The organism is Glaciecola punicea (genome assembly GCF_001756615.1).
Lineage (GTDB): Bacteria > Pseudomonadota > Gammaproteobacteria > Enterobacterales > Alteromonadaceae > Glaciecola > Glaciecola punicea.
In genome coordinates this window covers 38,976-54,844 of record NZ_LZXY01000014.1, presented here as the reverse complement: position 1 = coordinate 54,844, position 15,869 = coordinate 38,976, and the positions used below count along the sequence as shown (strand labels likewise).

The 15,869-nt window shown below is 43.9% G+C and carries 18 protein-coding genes and 1 pseudogene; 8 read left to right on the top strand and 11 right to left on the bottom strand.

Annotated features, from left to right (window positions below; all coding sequences use genetic code 11):
- The first annotated feature begins 180 nt into the window (after positions 1-180).
- From BAE46_RS13385 to BAE46_RS13375, 3 genes are read left to right on the top strand one after another with little or no spacing between them, the layout of a single operon-like run.
- Positions 181-849 carry an isochorismatase family protein gene (locus tag BAE46_RS13385; RefSeq protein ID WP_070113245.1) on the top strand — a complete coding sequence of 223 codons (669 nt, stop codon included), beginning with the start codon at positions 181-183 and terminating at the stop codon, positions 847-849.
- Positions 850-866: 17 nt separating this feature from the next.
- The gene (locus BAE46_RS13380; protein WP_070113243.1) at positions 867-1,811 is read left to right on the top strand and encodes a polysaccharide deacetylase family protein; all 945 of its coding nucleotides are present in this window, start codon (positions 867-869) and stop codon (positions 1,809-1,811) included.
- On the top strand, positions 1,811-2,728 hold the full coding sequence (locus tag BAE46_RS13375; RefSeq protein ID WP_070113241.1) for a polysaccharide deacetylase family protein: 918 nt from the start codon (positions 1,811-1,813) through the stop codon (positions 2,726-2,728). Before BAE46_RS13380 ends, BAE46_RS13375 begins: the two co-directional genes overlap by 1 nt.
- 64 nt (positions 2,729-2,792) lie before the next feature.
- Here BAE46_RS13375 and BAE46_RS14445 read toward each other — a convergent pair whose 3' ends face one another.
- From BAE46_RS14445 to BAE46_RS13355, 4 genes are all read right to left on the bottom strand, one after another.
- Positions 2,793-3,305: a DUF1838 family protein gene (locus BAE46_RS14445; RefSeq protein WP_070113239.1), complete on the bottom strand. Its 513-nt coding sequence runs from the start codon at positions 3,303-3,305 to the stop codon at positions 2,793-2,795.
- Positions 3,306-3,361: 56 nt separating this feature from the next.
- Complete coding sequence (locus BAE46_RS15115; protein WP_070113237.1) at positions 3,362-3,592, bottom strand: DUF1838 family protein; 231 nt, start codon at positions 3,590-3,592, stop codon at positions 3,362-3,364.
- Between the two features lie 305 nt (positions 3,593-3,897).
- Positions 3,898-4,305, bottom strand: a complete 408-nt coding sequence (locus tag BAE46_RS13360) for a PaaI family thioesterase (protein WP_070113236.1) — start codon at positions 4,303-4,305, stop codon at positions 3,898-3,900.
- Position 4,306: 1 nt separating this feature from the next.
- Positions 4,307-5,080, bottom strand: a complete 774-nt coding sequence (locus BAE46_RS13355) for an enoyl-CoA hydratase/isomerase family protein (RefSeq protein ID WP_070113234.1) — start codon at positions 5,078-5,080, stop codon at positions 4,307-4,309.
- Between the two features lie 112 nt (positions 5,081-5,192).
- Between BAE46_RS13355 and BAE46_RS13350 the strand changes: the two genes are divergently transcribed.
- Complete coding sequence (locus BAE46_RS13350) at positions 5,193-6,083, top strand: hypothetical protein (RefSeq protein WP_070113232.1); 891 nt, start codon at positions 5,193-5,195, stop codon at positions 6,081-6,083.
- A 24-nt stretch (positions 6,084-6,107) separates the two neighbouring features.
- On the opposite strand, the gene BAE46_RS13345 is transcribed toward BAE46_RS13350, so the two are convergent.
- From BAE46_RS13345 to BAE46_RS13335, 3 genes are all read right to left on the bottom strand, one after another.
- The gene (locus BAE46_RS13345; RefSeq protein ID WP_070113230.1) at positions 6,108-7,103 is read right to left on the bottom strand and encodes an NADP-dependent oxidoreductase; all 996 of its coding nucleotides are present in this window, start codon (positions 7,101-7,103) and stop codon (positions 6,108-6,110) included.
- A complete protein-coding gene (locus BAE46_RS13340; RefSeq protein WP_070113228.1) occupies positions 7,100-7,771 on the bottom strand; it encodes a glutathione S-transferase family protein in 672 nt (223 codons plus the stop codon). The genes BAE46_RS13345 and BAE46_RS13340 overlap by 4 nt, the downstream gene beginning before the upstream one ends.
- Before the next feature lie 102 nt (positions 7,772-7,873).
- A complete protein-coding gene (locus tag BAE46_RS13335) occupies positions 7,874-8,806 on the bottom strand; it encodes a hydroxymethylglutaryl-CoA lyase (RefSeq protein WP_070113225.1) in 933 nt (310 codons plus the stop codon).
- A 217-nt stretch (positions 8,807-9,023) separates the two neighbouring features.
- Here BAE46_RS13335 and BAE46_RS13330 point away from each other — a divergent pair, with 217 nt between their 5' ends.
- The 4 genes and pseudogenes from BAE46_RS13330 to BAE46_RS15245 all read left to right on the top strand — a co-directional run bounded on the left by BAE46_RS13330 (position 9,024) and on the right by BAE46_RS15245 (position 11,151).
- Positions 9,024-10,208 (top strand): CaiB/BaiF CoA transferase family protein, encoded by a 1,185-nt coding sequence (locus tag BAE46_RS13330; protein ID WP_070113223.1) that lies wholly within the window; start codon positions 9,024-9,026, stop codon positions 10,206-10,208.
- Positions 10,209-10,221: 13 nt separating this feature from the next.
- Positions 10,222-10,461 (top strand): annotated as a pseudogene (locus BAE46_RS15050) (protease-associated domain-containing protein); the annotation flags it as partial.
- 35 nt (positions 10,462-10,496) lie between these two features.
- Positions 10,497-10,661, top strand: coding sequence for a hypothetical protein (locus tag BAE46_RS14875; RefSeq protein WP_171901041.1), 165 nt, complete (start codon positions 10,497-10,499; stop codon positions 10,659-10,661).
- A gap of 262 nt (positions 10,662-10,923) precedes the next feature.
- Positions 10,924-11,151 carry a RidA family protein gene (locus BAE46_RS15245; RefSeq protein WP_083256888.1) on the top strand — a complete coding sequence of 76 codons (228 nt, stop codon included), beginning with the start codon at positions 10,924-10,926 and terminating at the stop codon, positions 11,149-11,151.
- Positions 11,152-11,325: 174 nt separating this feature from the next.
- Here BAE46_RS15245 and leuD read toward each other — a convergent pair whose 3' ends face one another.
- Genes leuD through BAE46_RS13305 form a run of 4 tightly spaced genes read right to left on the bottom strand, consistent with a single transcriptional unit; the run spans position 11,326 to position 15,825 of the window.
- Entirely contained in the window at positions 11,326-11,943 is a 618-nt protein-coding gene (gene leuD / locus BAE46_RS13320) for a 3-isopropylmalate dehydratase small subunit (RefSeq protein WP_070113219.1), read from the bottom strand.
- Positions 11,943-13,346 (bottom strand): 3-isopropylmalate dehydratase large subunit, encoded by a 1,404-nt coding sequence (gene leuC / locus BAE46_RS13315; RefSeq protein WP_070113291.1) that lies wholly within the window; start codon positions 13,344-13,346, stop codon positions 11,943-11,945. The genes leuD and leuC overlap by 1 nt, the downstream gene beginning before the upstream one ends.
- Before the next feature lie 14 nt (positions 13,347-13,360).
- Positions 13,361-14,230: an alpha/beta fold hydrolase gene (locus BAE46_RS13310; protein ID WP_070113217.1), complete on the bottom strand. Its 870-nt coding sequence runs from the start codon at positions 14,228-14,230 to the stop codon at positions 13,361-13,363.
- A gap of 5 nt (positions 14,231-14,235) precedes the next feature.
- Entirely contained in the window at positions 14,236-15,825 is a 1,590-nt protein-coding gene (locus tag BAE46_RS13305; protein ID WP_070113215.1) for an FAD-binding oxidoreductase, read from the bottom strand.
- Positions 15,826-15,869 lie beyond the last annotated feature (44 nt).

The following is a 15,869-nucleotide window of genomic DNA, read 5'->3' as shown; positions in this document are numbered from 1 at the left end:
ATTTAAATCTTGCCTAATATAGGCTTGCAAAATCGGTGCTACTTAGGTTATAAACACAATTGTTATATCAATAGCACTTTTTAACTAATTTGACCAGTGTGGTTTTAATGAAACCAAGTTGATGTTGCCACTAACGGCACAAAAGCCCATGATAATTATCAATCGCGCGCGAGGAAACTTATGGAAACGACGAATAAAACAGCAAAAGAAATTTACTATGAAGTGAAAAATAATCCAGCGCGCAAGCGTTTTGGATTTGGCAATAAAGCCGTTTTAGTGAATGTCGATCCGCAAAAGGCCTACACCATGGTGGGCGAATTTAACACCGCGTATGAGACAGATCCTAACCAAATGTATTACACCAACGAACTGGCTAAGAAGTTTCGCGCTTTAGATTGGCCGGTAGTGTGGACGCATGTCGCCTACATGGACAATGCTCAAGATGCAGGCATTTGGGGCACACGCACAAACACGCCCGACTCACTTCAAAATATTAAATTTAATTCAAGACGCAATGAATTTGATGATCGCCTAGAAATTGATAGAAGCACCGACGCTGTGTATTTGAAAAAAATGCCCTCGGCGTTTTTTGAAACTCAGCTGCAATCGTTACTTGTTTGGCATAAGGTAGATACCGTTATTCTTACCGGCGGCTCCACATCGGGCTGTATCAGAGCCACTGCGGTTGATTCCTTATCGCGCGGTTATCGCACCATCGTAATAGAGGAATGTGTGGCTGACAAGCATGAAAGCTACCACTTTGCCAATCTTACTGACCTGTCATTAAAGTACGCTGATGTGCTGGAGTTAGAAGAAGTTACGCAGTGGTTAAATAGCCAAGACAATTAAAATTAGCAGGAGGCAAGATGAAAAACGACCCCGGTTTTTACGATTATTGGCCCTACCAAAATCGCCCTAAAATACGCTGGCCAGGGGGTAAAAAACTCGCGTTTTGGGTCGCCCCCAACATTGAATTTTATGAGTTGAATCCGCCCGTAAACCCAAGCCGCAAAGCGTGGCCTCAGCCATATCCGGCAACCCAAGGCTATAGTATTCGAGACTATGGTAATAGGGTGGGTCATATGCGGCAAATGGCGCTGTTAGACAAATACGGAATTCGTGGATCAATCTCTTTGTCTACCGCCTTATGCGACCACCATCCTGAAATTATTCAATTGTGCAAAGAGCGCGATTGGGAGTTTTTCAGCCACGGCATTTATAACACTCGCTATACTTACGGCATGTCAGAGCAACAAGAAAGAGACATGATAAAAGACGCGATGGACACCATTTACAAGCATACTCAACAAAAATGCGCGGGTTATTTAGCTCCCGCACTGTCGCATTCTGAAAACACCTTAGACTTGTTTGCTGAAGTAGGGACCGAACTATTTGGCAACGACGGCGGAATTTATACCTGCGATTTGTTTCATGATGATCAACCTACGCCTATTAATTTGCGCAGCGATAAAAAATTCGTGTCTATTCCTTATTCATTAGAAATGAACGACACCATTGCTTATGTAGTCAATAAAGTTGAGCCTCGCCGCTATAGGCAAATGCTCAAGAATAACTTTGACCAACTTTATAAAGAAGGCGAAGAGTCAGGCACTATTATGTGCATTCCAACACATAACTATCAGGTAGCCTGCCCGCATAGAATGAAAGCCTATGAAGAAGCACTCGATTATATCACCAGCCATGAAGATGTATGGGTAACTACGGGTCGTGAAATTGCTGAGTATTATTTAGAGCATTATTTTGATGATGCTTTAGTTGATATTGCCGCAAAAAAACAAAGGATCGCATAATGGCCTTAGACAAATCACATTTAGAATATCCTCGCCGCCAGTACGGTATGGACCACGACCGTTATAAATGGTCTATGTTGACCGATCGTAAGCAAGTCAACTGGCCAGGTGGTCAAAAACTAGCTTTGTGGATAAACGTGCCCTTGCAGTTTTTCCCGCTCGATCAAAAAGGCGTGCCGTTTGCAGTCCCCGGCGGAATGACGATGCCCTATCCCGATTTACGCCACTTTAGCTTGCGCGATTACGGCAACCGAGTTGGGATATATCGGTTCTTAAAAGCGTTTGATAAATATGGGGTCACCCCAACCTTCGCCTTTAATACAGAGCTAGCTAAACGTAGCCCTTATTTACTAGACACCATTAAAGAGCGCGGTAACGAAATATTGTGTCACGGCATGCACATGGATGCGTTGCACTATGGCGGGCAAGACAAAGAGCAAGAAAGTGCGATTATTACCCAAGCACTAGACGAACTAAGAACCTTGTCTAATCAAAACGTTACCGGCTGGATGAGTCCTGCCCGTAATGAAAGCGAAAATACGCCTGAATTACTTGCCGATAACGGTATTGAGTATTTTTGCGATTGGGTTAACGACGACATGCCCTTCGAGTTTATAACGAAAACCAAAAACCTGTGGGCTATGCCCCTCTCAAATGAGCTAGAAGACAAGTTCATTCTAGACACCAATCTACATTCAGAATCCTCTTATGTTGAACAAATAAAGGATGCCTGTGACTTTCTATTACAAGAGGCGCAAACTCAAGGAGGCCGAATGTTAACGCTCAACATTCATCCATGGTTACTCGGGCAGCCGCATAGAATACATGCGCTGGAAGAAATATTGGAGTACGTAATGAGCCAGGATGTTTACAATGCATCTGCAAGCGATATTTTGCACGCTTTTACGCATAATTAAATAGTAAGCTGGGTTAGCGTTACTAAGATCGTTCCATACGCTCGCCTACTTAAAAGCTCGCCCTTTATGTCGAATCTGTCAATGAAACGAGCATTATCGATAATAGTGCTCTGGGGCCAGTCGCTATAAACGACTGGCCTTTTTGTATATCAAAAGATGCTAAATAGCGAGCGCCTGGGCGTTTGAACTCCCCGCCTTCAACTTGTTTTTTATACTCTGTCCAGCTAGTTTCATTCTCTCTATCGTCATCAAGTGTCGGTGGTATTTTGTACAAAGGCGCATATTCGTTAATATAATCCTTCATTGTTTCGCTCATTCCTTCAAAACCACTGACCTTACGACCCGCTGCATGTATGTATATCATGCCTTCGCGTCCACTCATCATCATCCACGGCAACCAGTCTGATAAACGTACCCAGCCTACGTGTGCATTTGCAGTCTCGGTTTCAGGGTCAATAAGGCTTGCAATATCACCTGAGTAATTAAACATTTCTGTGGCGTGATAAACACCACCCACTTGCTTTTGATAATCGCCGCCTAGTACATTGTGGTAAAACAACAGAATTGGGAACGACATCCACCAGTGTGCTCACGCTGTTCGGCGCCAAAAGACTGGGCGCACTGAAAGGGTTTTCAGTCTTTATCTCTAGGGAAGCGAGCGGGCTGATTGACCGGCTCGTTGAGTACTTGCAGTACTTCAACTTCTTCACCGGTCCATGGGTTGGTCCACGTTTTTAAAGATTTACCGGTTTTAGCGTCTGTATATAACAGTATTTCGCAGGTAATCAAATTACACGTGTTACCTTGCTTGCCGCCGTCAACGGTGCCACAGTGGCCCATGTTAATGCCTTCTTCGCTAAACATGTGTTGGTATGGCTCACATTGCCGACGAGAAAAACTTTACCTGTCCACCAGTAAAAAACGGGCTCGCCGTTTAGACTTGAACACTGTATTTTTCGTATCTCCATATTGGCACCCTTAGGGGTGTTCAAATTAACGCCGCTTACGCCAGAACGCAAGCACTTATGCAAAACCCAGCAATGGGTGCTGATACGAACTTGGTTATCTTCATATTGTCATTCCTTCTATACCTTTTGTAGTAGCATGCATTTGTTAACTGATCGTTGCATTACGCGTAGTCAATTTTTACGCTTTGAGAAATATCAATTTCATACAATGATTTTCCAAATGCCGCTAGAATGCATAATCGTTTTTTGCTCGGTGAATATCTGCCCTTCACCAAAAATTACATCTCTGGCTTTGCGCACAACCTTGCCTGTGCCATACACAATGTCGCCGGCTTTAGCCGCAGACACGAAATTATTGTTCAAATTTATGGTCGCAAATTTCAAAATATGTCCAACCTCATCGCCTATCGCGCGGTAAATAATATAGTCAGCGAAACTTAGCAGTGCGCCGCCGTGAGTTACGCCCTCTGGGTTTAAATGTTTATCTTCAATAACGAATGCACGAGTAATTACTTGGTTTTCATGCTTTTCATAGTAGGGACCGGCCAGCGCTGAAAAACCCTTAAGCGGTGAACAGAGTGTGAAACCTTGCTGCGTTAAATCAGTCATATTATATAAACTTCGCTGTGCGTTTTTGCAAAAATGCTTGAGCCCCTTCTGTAAAATCATCACCCTTAAATGCGTTGTCAAATAAGGCTTGAACGCTTGCCTCGCTCATGTCATTCGCGCCGGCTAAATAGTCTAAGGTTTGCTTTACGCAGCAAATAGAATAGCTACTTGCGTTACACAGGCTTTGGGCGATTTCATTTACCTTGGCGTCTAATTTTTCAGCCTCAACCAAGTCGGTCAACAAGCCCCACTGCAAAGCGGTGTTAGCGTCTATTTGCTTGCCGGTGCACAAAAGCTCTTTAGCTTTGGCATAACCTATTATATTGACCAGTCTGCGCGTATCGCTAATGCTATACACTAAGCCTAATTTTGCCGGCGTTATCGCAAAACGACTTTGCGGGCTTGACACTCTAAAGTCACACGCGGTGGCAATGCCTAAGCCGCCGCCTACACAAATACCGCTTAGTTTAGCGATGGTTGCACACGATAATTTTGTTAATTTTTGTTGCGCTGTTTGCACCCAAGCGTTATTTTCTGCAAGCGTCTTGGGCGCTGCCAATAACGTTTGTAGTTCTTGTATGTCGGCGCCCGCACTAAACGCTTTTTCACTGGCACTTTCCACAATAAGCACTCGCGGCTTTATTTCTTGCTCAACTTGGTCGCAGGCTTCAGCAATTTTTTGCCACATGCTTTGCGTGAGTGCGTTGTATTTCTCTGGTCTGTTTAATAACAAACGAGCAATATTATCTTCATAGGTAAGGCTAATAGTTGACATTTATCATGCGCTTCTAAAGTAAGGAGTGAGTAGTATACGACAAAGTATCACTTAATTAGTGGCGGGTTAAATTGCTATTTATCAATACCGCTACACATCAAAGAGAAAAGATATGACACAAAGACAATTAGGACCCGTTTTAGGGGCAACATTACTATGCCAAAACATAGACAAAGTGAGTAAAGCCTATCAAAATGGCCTGGGTTACTCTTTAGTAAGCAGTGGCGTGATAGACGACGCACAAATACAATGCTGGAGTACGCCTAACCTGCGCCAGAATAAAACGCACATATTGGCATCATCCGATGGTCAAGCTTGGCTCCGACTGGTTGAAGATAAACATAGTCAAACACATTTACCCCTTAAAACACATGGCTGGATGTCGCTTGAGACAAACGTGGCCGATGTGGATGTGATACGAAATGAAATAGATACAAACGCGTTTACCATTATTGGCGAACCGGCCTATTTGCAAGTAAGCGATGCTATTAAAGCAATGCAGGTGATAGGTCCTGCCAACGAAGTGACTTATTTAACTCATATTGAGCGGCCGGTGCCGCCCTTTGAATTACCCATGACAAGCGCAAGAACGTCGAGCCTATTTATTCCTGTTTTGTGCACGCCTAGCCGAGACGCCAGCTTGGCTTTTTATCAGTCTATTAACAAGGCCCAAGAAGGCCTAAAGTTTGATACAAAAATTACCATTTTAAATAGCGCGTGGAACAAAGACATTGAGCATCAATACCAAGTGGCTACCCTGCAGTTAGATGGCAAGTGCTTATTTGAAATTGACCAAGTTCCGCAGGCGCAAGCTATTATTAATAACGAGGGCTCTTTACCCTCGGGCATCGCAATGGTGACCTGCGTTGTTAAAAATATAGACGAGATTGCGGCGCACTTTAAGGTAACGATTACCCAAACCAATAATACTTATTATCCGGGTAGTAAAATCATTTTGTTAAAAGGCGCAGCAGGCGAGTTAATAGAGCTGGTGAGCGCTTAACTTAACACGCCCTTTAAGTCCAATTTAACTCACTTTAACAAGCGCTTTACCCATATTAGCGCCTTGCATTAAGCGGCAAAATGCCTCAGGTGCAGCCGCTATGCCTTGTGCAATGTCTTCGCGCATCTTTAAGCTGCCGTCGTTTATTAGCGGCAAGCAAGCATCAATAAACTCCTGTCTGCGATGCTCAAAATCGTATACCACTAAGCCGTAAACCATGGCGCGCGAGCGTATCCAAAAACCGGGGGGCGGCCCGCCTATTCTTTCTTTTTGATTGTATTCAGCCATTAGGCCGCACAATATTACGCGTGCACCTACGGCAAGTCTTGCCGATACCATGTTTAGTATTTCACCGCCCACTAAATCAAAGTAAATATCAACGCCTTTGGGACATAACTCGTCTAGGCGGCTGGTTAAGTCTTCGGTGCGTCGATTAATACATTCATCGTACCCAAGCTGCTCTTTTGCATATGCACATTTCTCGTCACTGCCGGCAATGCCAATCACTTTGCAACCATAGCTTTTTGCTAACTGCCCAGCCGTTGAGCCTACCGCGCCCGTTGCCGCTGGGATCACCACAACATCGCCAGCTTTTGGCTTGGCTTGCCAAACAAGGCCTGCGTAAGCAGTAAGCCCAGGCATGCCTAATACAGAAAGTACGTACGACGACGGTTCAATTTTCTCACTGACTTTCGTGAGTTCCTTTGCGCTGTGCGCCGAATATTCTTGCCATCCACCCATGCACCTTACTTTGTCGCCTACTTTATAGTGCTCATCAAGTGACTCAACAACCTCACTTACGGTTTCACCTTGAAGTAAGTCACCAGGCTTTATAGTACCCGATATATGACGCCCTGCAATTTGACTGCGCATGTAGGGATCAAGTGATAAATAGAGCGTTTTACACAACACTTGCTTGTCGCTTAATGCAGGAATGGCTGACTCAGTTAAGGCAAAGTTGCCTACACTTGGCTCGCCTTCAGGGGTAGATTTGAGCGTAACTTGAGTATTTATTTTCATTTTTTTGTCTCTTGTTTTGATTTTAAGAATCCATGAAACGCGGTGTCCATTGATTGTGAAACGCTTAGCACCGCTGCGTTTTCATTCATCCATACCTGCCACTGCTGTATAGCGGGCACATGAGCAAATACGTTATGCGTGTGAAACATGGGAATAATGATTTTTACGTACCACATGATAGGAAATAGTGCCATGTCGCCCAAGTCAATAGTGGCTTTGTGAAAACCACTATCGTTACTGCTGTTTATGGCAAGCCAGCGATCAAATTTCGCAAGCGTTTGGCTTAGCAGTTCATGTTGCGCTTGTTTATCAAATTCGAAATCGGTCATTAATATAGATTTAAAATAGGGCAATAATGCCGGCCAAAGATGCGTATCGGCGTATGCCATAGTCACATGCATGTTTGCTTTTTCAAGGGGATCTTTAGACCTACAAGGCACTTGCGGGTGAATATCTTCAAGATATTCCATGATCGCGGTCGACTCTGGCAAGTAATCTCCGTTGTCTAGTTTTAACAAAGGGATTTTACCTAGCGGGAACGTTGCTAAAAATTCAGGCGTGCGCAAGGCATGTAAAGGCGATATTATTTCTATCGGCAATTTTTTATGCAGAATTTGTATTTTAACCCTTGCAGCGAAGGCTGAGTGGTCTAAATTGATAAAGCGCATTGTGTTTTCCTTGTTAATCTTTACTGTGTTTTCAATTTGCTCGAGTGCTATTTTATAGTTGCACCATTCACTTTATTTGAGCCGTGCACTTCTTAGAAATGCTTAGCAAGCGTATTGAAAGTTTTTTGGTAAACCTGCATTTGGCGTAAACCCATAAAGCGATTCGTTAGGTAGCGCTTTCGCCAAAATTTCGCGAGCTTCAAATAACTTATCAAAGTTAATGCCGGTTCTTAAGCCCATAGCTTCGAGCATAAACACCAAGTCTTCGGTAACAATGTTGCCACTCGCCCCTGGCGCTGCCGGACAACCACCTATGCCGCCCATTGAAGAGTCCACAGTAGTTATACCGGTCTCAATTGCGGCAAGGGCGTTGGCTAAACCTTGCCCTCGTGTATTGTGTAAATGAATGCCGCTTAGGTTTTGCTTACCCACCGCAGCCCACACCTTTTTAATAAGCCTTTGGACTTGGGCAGGATTGCCAGAGCCTGTGGTGTCGGATAAACCCACCTCATCGCAACCGGCGTCCATTAACGCAACGGCCAACGAAACTACCTTATCTTCACTTACGCTGCCTTCTATTGTGCAACCGAACGCGGTTGCTAAACCGCCTTCAAACTTGGGCCTGTTTTCAACTGGCTGAGATTTAATGAACTTGGCTATATTGGTAACCTCTTCCAACATTTGTTTGTGCGTGCGTTTAACGTTGCGCAAACTGTGGGTTTCACTCACCGACACCGGTATGCTCATTTTAGTAGGAGAGGTTTTTAAGGCGTTTTTAGCGCCGCGCAAATTAGGTACTAAAACAGCAATCGACAAACCTTTATATTGCTTAGCATGCTCAACTAATTGATGCGTGTCGGCCAGCTGAGGCAATAATGTTGCAGGAACAAACGAACCTACCTCTATTTCAGGAATACCGGCGGCAACCAAGGCGTCAATCCACGCCATTTTGTCTTTGCTCGACATAATCGCAGAAATACTCTGCAAGCCATCGCGCGGACCCACTTCACTAATTTCTATGTCGAACTTTGCCATTACTTCATTCCTATCAGCGTTGTATTTTTGTATACAAACATTATCACGTGGGTGTTTGCTTCAAATTGACATTTAACAAATTGGAGCTTGCCAACATAAACACTATTGATATATTGTTATATCATAAATTAAAAGATAAATAATGCAAAATCAAATAAAGGCATAAATATTATCAATATTGTTTATACCTAACCTACAAACAAGGAATAATCTATTTATGAGCACAATAAAACAGTTGCCTTTAGCTGGCTTGAGAGTTATCGAATTTACACATATGGTAATGGGTCCTGCTGCGGGTTTGATACTGGCTGACTTAGGTGCCGATGTGATTAAAATTGAACCTTTAAATGGCGACAACACAAGGCGCTTAAAAGGTTCAGGTGCCGGTTACTTCTCAATGTATAACCGTAATAAAAAAAGTCTATGTTTAGATATAAAGTCTGAAAAAGGCTTAGAGCTTGCGCTATCTCTAATTGAAGGTGCCGATGTGGTACTAGAAAATTTTCGCCCTGGTGCCATGGACAAACTAGGCTTAGGCTATAAAGACTTGTCTGCACTAAACCCAAAATTGATATATTGTTCATTGAAAGGCTTTTTAAGCGGTCCGTATGCGCACCGCACTGCGTTAGATGAAGTCACTCAAATGATGGGCGGCTTAGCCTACATGACTGGATTGCCCGGCAAACCCATGCGCGCAGGCTCGTCTGTTATTGATATAACCGGCGGTATGTTTGGGGCTATTGGCGTATTAGCGGCACTTGAAGAACGACACAAAACTAGGCTTGGCAAAATGGTAACAAGTTCGCTATACGAAACCACCGCCTTTATGGTAGGTCAACACATGGCCCAGCAAATGGTAACTGGTGAAGCCCCGCCGCCCATGTCGATGCGCCGTTCCGCATGGGCAATTTACGATATTTTCGATTGCGCTAACAACGAACAAGTGTTTTTAGGCGTAGTAAGTGATAGCCAATGGCGGATGTTCTGTGAGGTCTTCGGTTTTACTGAATTCGCCGCCGACAAATCATTAGACGCTAACAATGACAGAGTAGCCCAACGGGATAAAATACTGCCTGAAATTATTCGCTTGTTTGCCAGTATGGAAAAATTCAAACTTATGGATAAGCTTGAAAAGTCAGGTTTACCGTTTGCGCCTATAAACAAGCCCTCAGACTTATTTGACGATCCTCACTTAAACGCAGGCGGCTTAGTAAATGTCACATTACCTTGCGGAACAAAAACTAAGTTGCCCGGATTACCCTTGGAAATGGATAATGAGCGTTTTGCTCTGCGAGAAGATATTCCGAGTGACCACGGAAATTCAATTGCAACGCTTCAAAAAGCAGGTTTTGACAATGCTCAAATAGATAAACTCATTAAGCTAGGTGTGGTGAGAGACTAATCTAACCGGTATAAACAGAAAGCTCTTTACCGGTAATGCAATGACCTACTGTGGCCGCAGGACCTACAAGTATGTAGAGGTCGCACGCACAGAAACCTCTGCCGTTTTCATTGTGCATTGAGCTGCGCCGGCAGCGTATCCGTGATCAGTGGTAGAAAGTTCAAATACCGGCAATAAGTATAGCCTAATAGACAACAACAAGAACGCACCGCAGTTACCTGTAATGGGCTGGATAGATTTAGCTGCCGCAGAAATAATTTTGGGCAAGGTGTGCCTAGTCTTCTATTTATGAGCTTAGGAGATACCGACCCCGACCACATCACGAATAAATATAACAAAGAAGCCTACGACTATCCAGATCAGTGGTCGTTAATCGGCGTAAAGCAAGATATTGAACTAATAGTAGAACACAACGTTAATCCTACCGTATTTTTTCATTTACGTAGGCATTGATTTACAACTCATACGGCACTTGCGCCTTCCGTCCTGCGCCAATACAGGCCACTTTATTGGTCAGTATTTTCATCAGCGTTTGCTAGAAGGTGAACAAGCGAAATTCTATCGGCTGTTAGGCAGTGTATTGGTTTTGATAAGTTGTATAGGGCTGTGTCAGATTTTAACAGCCTAGAGCGCAAATACACTTGAACTTGACCAGAACACACTGACATGATGTATTTTATCTTTTCTAGAACATTACATGAAACAGCCATGACTAATTGGAACAAAGCCAGTCAAAGTAGATTCAGATGTATTTAGTGCGTTTACCATAGGCCAAGGGCACTGCATAGGTAATTTAGTTTTTCTGTCAGGCCAAGCCAGTATTAATGACGCTGGAGAAGTTGTTGGCTCTGATGATATTAACGTTCAAATAGAGCAGGCGATGGCGAATATTAAACGGGCGCAAGTATCGGACGGCTCAAGTATTGAGCGCATTTTTAAATAACGATTTATTTGACAGATATGGCTAATTTTGAGCATAATGTGGCAATGAGCCATCGCTATTTTGCATAACCTTAGCCCGCGGATACTACCTTGCAGGTGCAGGCACTCGCGCTTCCAGAGCTTATGGTTGAGTTTGAAGTGATTGCCAATTCACAGGAGTAACCCTCACTAGGGTTTAATTCAACCAAGTATAAATCTTAACATACTGCTGCTGAAACGCACTTATCTCAGCGCTCAACGTCATAGTCAATGAGATTGCATCAAGCCCGTGTACCAGCATTTCCTTCTGAGAGGGTTTAATCACAAAATCAAATACCTGACCCGCACTTGCTGTTACCTTTTGTTTTTCTAAATCGATGTTAATGCGATTAGCTTGTGGATCAGCAGAAACACTGTCTACTAGACTAGCAATTTTTTTTTCTGAAAGCACCAAGGGCAGCAGCCCATTACGAATACAGTTGTTGTAGAATATGGAACCAAAGCCTTCCGCAATAATCGCTCTTATACCATATTCTTTTAGCGCCCAAACCGCATGTTCTCTAGACGAGCCGCAGCCAAAGTTGTCGCCTGAGAGTAAAATACTTGTATTGGCATATTCAGGCTTATTAAGCACAAAATCAGGGTTTATTTCTCGGCTACCCGGCAGGGTATAGCGCCTGTTAGCAAATAAACCTTCACCAAGTCCTTGCTTAGAAACACGTTTCATTTCGCGTGAAGGAATAATTACATCGGTGTCTATATTAGCCTGCAGTAAAGCTGCTGCTACGCCTAGGTGTTGCGTAAATTTTTCCATTATAGGTAATCTCTGGGATCGGCTAAATACCCTGCAATCGCAGACGCGGCGACTGTTGCAGGGCTAGCCAAATGTGATCGCGTTTCTGGCCCTTGGCGGCTTTCAAAATTACGATTGGTACTTGTTACCACTCTTTTTCGATAACCAAAGTTCTCACCACCGGCATAAAAACACATAGAACATCCTGACTCGCGCCATTCAAAACCCGCCTCAATGAGTATCTTGTCAATACCCTCTTGCTCAGCCTGCTTTTTCACCAAGGTTGAACCGGGTACACAAATGGCTTTAACACCGGTGGCCACTTTGCGCCCTTTTAGTATTTTCGCTGCCACTCTTAAATCACTAATACGGCTATTAGTGCAAGAACCAATGAAGGCCGCGTCTATGGTTAAATCGCTTAATCGCATATTCGGGCTCACCTGCATATAATCCATTGCACGAATATAGGATTGGTCGGGTAGACCATTATTATTTAGTCTAACCTCGGGTATCATACCCGTAATAGAACAAGTATGCTCAGGGCTTGTTCCCCACGTAATAGTAGGGCCAATGTTGGCGCAGTCAATGGTGATAACTTTGTCGTATGTAGCTTGGCTGTCGGAATACAGCGTTTGCCAATACTTTACTGCACGATCCCATTGTTCATCTTTGGGTGCGTATGGCCTATTTTGTAAATACTCTATGGCTTTTTCATCGGGTGCAATTAAGCACGAAAAAGCTGAAAACTCTACGGCCATATTGCACAGGGTCAGTCTTGCCTCAATGCTTAAATTTTCAATGGCGGGGCCACAAAACTCGATCACATAGCCTGCACCTGCGGCAGCACCATATTGACCTATTAAATGTAGGATCATGTCTTTAGCCGAAACCACCTCCACCAATTTTCCTACGAACTCCACTTTCATAGTTTTTGGCTTAGTTACGCGCAGGGTTTTGGTGACTAGAACGTGTTCCGCTTCACTTGATCCTATACCCCATGCAAGTGCGCCTAAGGCACCTTGTGAACAGGTATGACTGTCGGGGCAAACTAAGGTACACCCGGGCTGAACAATGCCCAACTCAGGGGATATTACGTGCACGATCCCTTGCTGCGGATCGTTCACATCAAACAATTTAATATTTGCCTCAGCACACGCTTCTCGTGTGGCCACAATAAAATCTTTGCCGCTGGGCATTAAGGTGGTGTCGTTACGTCCTATAAATGTGTCGACTATATGATCCATGGTGCAAAATACCTGCTCTGAATTAACCACTTTGTGGCCATCTGCACGTAAGCTTTTAAGAGCAATGGAGCCAGTACGTTCATGTAAAAAAACTCTATCTATGTACAACAGCGATGTATCACCTTCTAGATTTTTGATCACATGCTGCTGCCAAATTTTTTCAAATAATGTGTTAGCCATTTTTGTACCCACGATTATGAATTCTTCTTATATGTGTCGCTAAGTAACGTTAGCACCGAGGACTTAAGTTCACGGAATCTGAACTCTAGGCCTTTTGAGACAGGCTTAATAGTGATATTCTTAGGTAGAGCTGCTTCGTATAGCCTATCAACATATTTTTTTAGTAAGCCCGATTCCCAATTGAGTATATGGGTTGGCACGGTGACTTGCCGGAGCTGCTCTGGCTTTTCATTCATAAAGGCTGCTCTATACGCTAGGTCGTAGTTTTCACCCGCGGTGAAGTAGCCCATTAATGTTTTATGTTTAAACGCCGCGGGTATTTCTGCGCTATTTACTCTGGCGCTTGCTGAGGTATCAAACCACGGAAAAAACTCATATAGCTGACTGACCATATTCCATACGAGCGATAAATGCCCGCCATCATCTTGTGCGGATATACTCGGAAAATATTTGCTGAGCATAATGTCACGTTCTTCATCGGTAAACCACGCTGCGTTTTCAAGCACTAAACCGCACGTGTGTTCTGGATAAGCTTTAGCATACTCTATGGCAATTTGAGCGCCGGTTGCAGAACCATAAATAAGCGGCGTTTTAAGCTCTAAAGCAACAATAAATTGATGTAAAGCCTCTACGTAACCACTTAGACCTTTGCAGCTTTGAGGCAATGGATCGGATTGTCCGTATCCGGGCGTGTCTAAGGCATAAACTCGGCAGTCATCTGATAACAAGTCCATTATGGGTTGCATAAATTCACACGAAAGCGGAGAAGGGTGCAGCAGCACAACATCTGCTCCTGCGCCTTGACTGCGATAATGCAACTGCCATTCTTCTATCGAAGCAGCAGTTGCATTACAAGACAGGTTAACATAGGCTCGCAGACTCAAAATCGTTATCCCAAACCTAAGGCATTCGGATTCACACGGCCTTGTGGGTCGAGTACTTTTTTAAGCGCCTTCACCAGCTCATATGAATTAGGCTCTATGCCTTCTTTATATTGATATGCCTTGCCTATTTGCATGTGCACACCACCAATGTTTTTGCACACTGTGCCTATTTCGGTACGTAATAACTGTACCGCTTTGCGTGCGTCTAAATTCACATCAAAACGCTTAAGCTTGGCTATATGGTCGGACTCAACGTAGGCCTCATGGATTTCAGTAAATGCATCGGGCCAAAAAAACACGGGCTCTAGTACAAAGCAGTTGGTTGAAACCACGGCAAATAAATGTCCGGTCCCTATACTGTATTTATTAATCAAATCCTTGTTTTTTTCAAACACTTCGCCGATTGCGGCAAAAGCTTGCTTTGTTTTTGAATGAGGAAATAACCCGTGAATGGGAACCCATCTTTCGCCCTCAGGGCCGAGCATGTTGTTAACTGGGCCAAATGGATTAGCGCGGGTTATTTTAGGAATGCTATTTTCTATTTCACGACCGCTGAACGTTGTACCTATTTGACGAATTTCGGCCAATCTGGCGTCAACACCTGCGGGGATCCTGTCTTCCACAATAATCTGCACCGAGTAAACCACGTTTTTCATATAACCGCGGCCTGCTAACGCTACTTTAGCGCCGTCTTTAAGTGCGCCTAAAACTGAACCCGAAGATTTCATCACGCCAGCTAAGGCTTTTATGTCTTTGCCCAAACTTTCACGTTTTACGCGCTGAGCTTGTAAATAGGGATCAAAACCGAAACATTCTGCCGCTAAGCCTTTGCGCGATATTTCACTCATTGCGTCAAGTGCGTCATTTGCGGTTTTAAAATCGAAGGCTAAATACCCTTTAGCCGGCATTTCGGGAATTAATCTTAAGGTAGCGTGTGCTTTAAAGCCTAATGCACCCGCATCGCATGTGAATAGTCCTGTTAGGTCAGGTCCGTAGTGTCTAAAAAATGGCCCGCTATTAATTTGTGCGCCCGCGCCGGTTTTAAGTACGCTGCCGTCGGCCAGCACAACTTCTAGGCCTACGACCGAATCGGCTGCTGTGCCAAACTGCCCTGTCCCCCAAAACACAGCGTTTTGCGAAAGTCCGCCGCCCACAGTTGCAAAGCTACCTGACAGCGTTCCCCAGAACGGTGTACGTAAACCGCTACCTTTTAATTCTTCATGCAATTTTTTCCACGTACATCCACACTCAACCGTGACATACATATCTTGTTTATTGATTTCAAGTACTTTGGTCATCAAGCCCATGTCTATAATTAAAGTGTCATCTTTAGACGGAACGTAACCACTGGTATACGACATACCGCCGCCTCTTGGCACCACAGTAAGCGCATATTCTTGAGCAACTTTTAGCACCGCAGATAATTCGTCTTTACTAGTGGGTCTTGCAACCGCCAAGGCCATTTTATCCTTTGTAAATACATCCTGTGCAAACAAGATTCGAGAGTGGTCATCAACGAGTAAATTTGATGCACCTAAAACACTTTGGAGGGCGTCGTAAACAGTACTATTTTTGTTTTCAGCTAGGCCAGACATAATAACTTCCTATTCATTTATTTGGATTAATAAAATATATTAAC